The organism is Gordonia sp. (in: high G+C Gram-positive bacteria), from assembly GCF_049299075.1.
GTDB lineage: Bacteria > Actinomycetota > Actinomycetes > Mycobacteriales > Mycobacteriaceae > Gordonia.
Genome location: NZ_JBAQWU010000521.1, coordinates 1 through 3,496, shown reverse-complemented (window position 1 = coordinate 3,496; position 3,496 = coordinate 1). Strand labels below are relative to the sequence as shown.

At 67.8% G+C, this 3,496-nt stretch carries 4 protein-coding genes; 2 read left to right on the top strand and 2 right to left on the bottom strand.

Features of this window, described 5'->3' with window-relative positions:
• The coding region (locus WAW85_RS16585) for an AIR synthase-related protein (protein WP_422560684.1) at window positions 1-431 on the top strand (431 nt) is incomplete at its 5' end.
• A 126-nt stretch (window positions 432-557) separates the two neighbouring features.
• Here WAW85_RS16585 and WAW85_RS16580 read toward each other — a convergent pair.
• Entirely contained in the window at window positions 558-2,072 is a 1,515-nt protein-coding gene (locus WAW85_RS16580) for a glutamate--cysteine ligase (protein WP_422560683.1), read from the bottom strand.
• Window positions 2,073-2,158: 86 nt separating this feature from the next.
• Here WAW85_RS16580 and WAW85_RS16575 point away from each other — a divergent pair, with 86 nt between their 5' ends.
• Complete coding sequence (locus WAW85_RS16575; protein ID WP_422560682.1) at window positions 2,159-2,821, top strand: hypothetical protein; 663 nt, start codon at window positions 2,159-2,161, stop codon at window positions 2,819-2,821.
• Window positions 2,822-2,831: 10 nt separating this feature from the next.
• Here the strand turns inward: WAW85_RS16575 and WAW85_RS16570 are convergent.
• The coding region (locus WAW85_RS16570) for a phosphatase (protein WP_422560681.1) at window positions 2,832-3,496 on the bottom strand (665 nt) is incomplete at its 5' end.

Below are 3,496 nucleotides of genomic sequence, written 5' to 3'. Positions count from 1 at the left end.
CCCACGACCACCTCGGCGGTGTGCCGCCGGAGCCCGACCTCGAGCGTGAGCGCGTGCTCGCCGAGATCATGGTCGCGGGGTCCCGTGACGGCATGATCTCCGCGGCGCACGACATCTCCGAGGGCGGCCTCATCCAGTCTGTCGTCGAGTCCGCGCTGGCCGGGGAGACCGGTGCCCGCCTGGTGCTGCCGGCCGGCGCCGACCCGTTCGTCACACTGTTCTCCGAGTCGGCCGGTCGCATGCTGGTGGCCGTCCCGCGCACCGAGGAGTCGCGGTTCTGTGGGATGCTCGACGCCCGCGAAATGCCGTGGGTGCGCATCGGTGTCGTCGATCAGGGCAGCGACAGCGTCGAGATCCAGGATCAGTTCTCGGTGACCCTCGATGAACTGCGCCAGGTCCACGAGGCCACCCTCCCCGCACTGTTCGGCTGAGGTGACCGTCGGTGTTGCCCATGCCGTAGTCCGGGTCGGGAGCGCCCGGACTCGCAAGTCACCTTCCGAAAGTGACCCGGACGGTCACTTTCGGAACACAAATCTCGCAGGTCTGTCGGTGCGGGATCAGTGCGGTAGCGGCCAGTTGTGGACCGGTTCGCCTTCGTGCATCAGGGTGACGTAGTCGGATAGCATGGCGCGGAGGGCCTCCGCGCGGCTGGCGCCCGCGGCCTCCCGGGCGGCGACGGCTGTGCGCTGCCAGACCGATCCGGTCTGTTTGGTGGCGCACCGGCCTTCGATGATGCCCAGGTAGCGTTGCCGCGCTTTGTCCGAGACGCCGTAGCCGATCAAGCCGCGTTCGGCGATCGGAAGCAGGCGGCGCAGGGTCAGCTCATCGGCGCGGATCCAGCCGACCTCCGGCCAGTACAGCTGACTGCTCATGCCCCAGTGCGCACCGCGGGCCAGGTTCTCGCGGGCGGCGTCGAACGACATCCGCGACCAGATCGGCAGATCCTCCTCGACCAGCCCGCGCACCAGGCCGTAGTAGAACGCGGCATTGGCCATGATGTCGACGACGGTCGGCCCGGCCGGCAGCACGCGATTCTCCACCCGCAGATGCGCCTGGCCGTCAACGACGTCGTACACCGGCCGGTTCCAGCGGTACACGGTGCCGTTGTGCAGGCGCAGTTCGTCGAGCGCCGGGATGCCGCCAGCCTCGAGTACCGCGAGCGGGTCGACGTCCGTGGACACCGGCAGGAGCGCGGGGAAGTAGCGGGTGTTCTCCTCGAACAGGTCGAAGATCGTATTGATCCAGCGCTCGCCGAACCACACCCGCGGGCGCACCCCCTGATTCTTCAGCTCCAGCGGCCGGGTGTCGGTGGCCTGCTCGAAGACCGGGATACGGGTCTCATGCCACAGTGCTTTACCGGCCAGGAACGGCGAGTTTCCGGCGATCGCCACCTGGACCCCGGCGATCGCCTGGGCGGCATTCCAGTGCGCGGCGAAGTCTTCCGGCGCCACCCGCAGATGTAGCTGCAACGACGTGCACGCGGCTTCGGGGAGGATCGAATCGGTGGTGGTGCGCAGCTGGTCTGCGGGGGTATCCGCGGTGAGCGGGACGCCGGTGATGTCCAACTCCAGGTCCTCGCCGCGGGCGGCGAAGATCTGCTCATTCAGCAAGTCGTAGCGGGGGTTCGACGAGATCCAGTGGCGGGCAAAGTGCTCGGCGCCCAGCGTTGGCAGCATGCCGACCATCACCAACCGGTTGCCGGTGGTCGCAGCCGCGGTGTCGGCCCGATTCAGGGAACTGCGCAGACCCTGCTCCAGACTGACCGTGTCGCCGCCGACAAAGGGTCGCGGCGAGACGTTGATCTCGATATTGAACTGGCCCAGCTCGGTTTGATAGTCGGGGTCGGCGATGGCGTCGAGCACCGCGGCATTAGCCATCGCCGGATTGGCCGCGGCGTCGATCAGATTGAGTTCGACCTCCATCCCCAGCAGTGGCTCGGGTTTGCGGCCCTGATCGGTGAACAGACCGTCGGCCAACATGCGCGCGATGGCCTCGGTGCCCCGCGAAACCTGAGCCCGGAACCGGACCCGATCGGCGCCGGTGAACTCCTGACGGCTGACGTCTTCGCCCATGGTGGCAATCGTAGGGAACTATTTCCGGGCTCGGACTCTCTCACGCTAAGTAACCCATCGAGCACCGATCCCGCGAGGAGTACCCCGTGACCGCCCCCAACCCCTATCAGCCGACGTGGGCCCAGCCCCAGCCGCACCAGCAGTCGTACCCGCAGCAGTCGTACCCGCAACAGTCGTACCCGCAACAGTCGTACCCGCAGCAGCCGTACGCGCAGCAGCCGTATCTCGGGCACCCGCAGTTCGCTGGCCAGCCCTATCCGAGTGGCCCGCCGGTTGCACCCGGGCCATCGGCGGTCACCGCGCGCATCGCAGCGGTGCTGGCCCTGCTGGGCGTGATCCACATGGTCGTCCTGCTCATCAGCACGCTCGGTGCGGAGCTACCCGACGATGTAGCCGCACACGTTGACCACTCGTCGTTCGACTTCGCCAACACCATGCAGTTGATCGGTGCCATCGTCGTCGGTGTGCTGCTCGCCGCCGGCGGCGTCATGCTGCTGCTGCGCAACGCGATCGGGCGCTGGCTCGTTAGCGCGGGCTGCATGATTCACATCATCGTGTGGGTCCTGCTTGGACTGTGGCTGCATTCCTTCCTGTCCGACGCGGCCGCTGAGGCCGGTGTCCAGCTCGACAGTGCCTTTGCCGCGGGAACGGGTCTTGGCTGGTTCCTTGTGCTGATCTTCCCGCTCGTCACGCTGGTGCTGGCCAACGTCACGTCGACGGCGCGGTGGCTGGCCGCCGCGCAGCACTGAATCATCTGAATCAGCCGACGAACGGTGCCGCCGTGCCCAATTCGATGAGGCGTTCGACGACGTCGTCGCGCGTTCGCTCCTGGCCGATGCGCAGCGCCTTATTCATGCCGTGATAATCGCTCGAGCCGGTCTGGAGCAGCCCGAGGTCGTCGGCGATCCCGGCCAGCTCGGCGCGGGCGGCGGCATCGTGATCGGGATGTTCGGTCTCGAGGCCGCCCAGGCCGAGCGGGATGAGGCTCTCCAAGACGTCTGGCGTGAGCACCGCGGCAGCCGCGCGGGCGCGCGGGTGGGCGACGACGGGCACGCCCCCGGCTGCGGCGATCAGCGCGACACCTTCGGTGAGGGGCAGGGAACGCAGGGCCGCGTAGTACGGGCCTTTCTCGTTGAGTAGCTCTACAAAAGCCTCGCCGACCGAACCGACGACACCGGCCTCCACCAGCGCGCGGCCGATGTGTGGGCGGCCGATGGAGCTGTTCCCGGCGACCTCCTGGACCCGCTCGAGGGTGATCGGCACACCACCGGCGATCAGATTCTCGACGATCGCCCGGCCGCGGCCGGCTCGCTCGGCGCGCATCCGGTCCCATTCAGCGACTACCGCCGGGTTCTCCGCGTCGAAGAGGTAGCCGAGCAGATGTACCGAAACCAGCTCGCCGTCGGACCCCGGATGTTTAGTGG

Bases quoted from the DNA above. Each gene is read 5' to 3' on its own strand.
- WAW85_RS16580 (WP_422560683.1), bottom strand. From the start codon at position 2,072: ATGGGCGAAGACGTCAGCCGTCAGGAGTTCACCGGCGCCGATCGGGTC.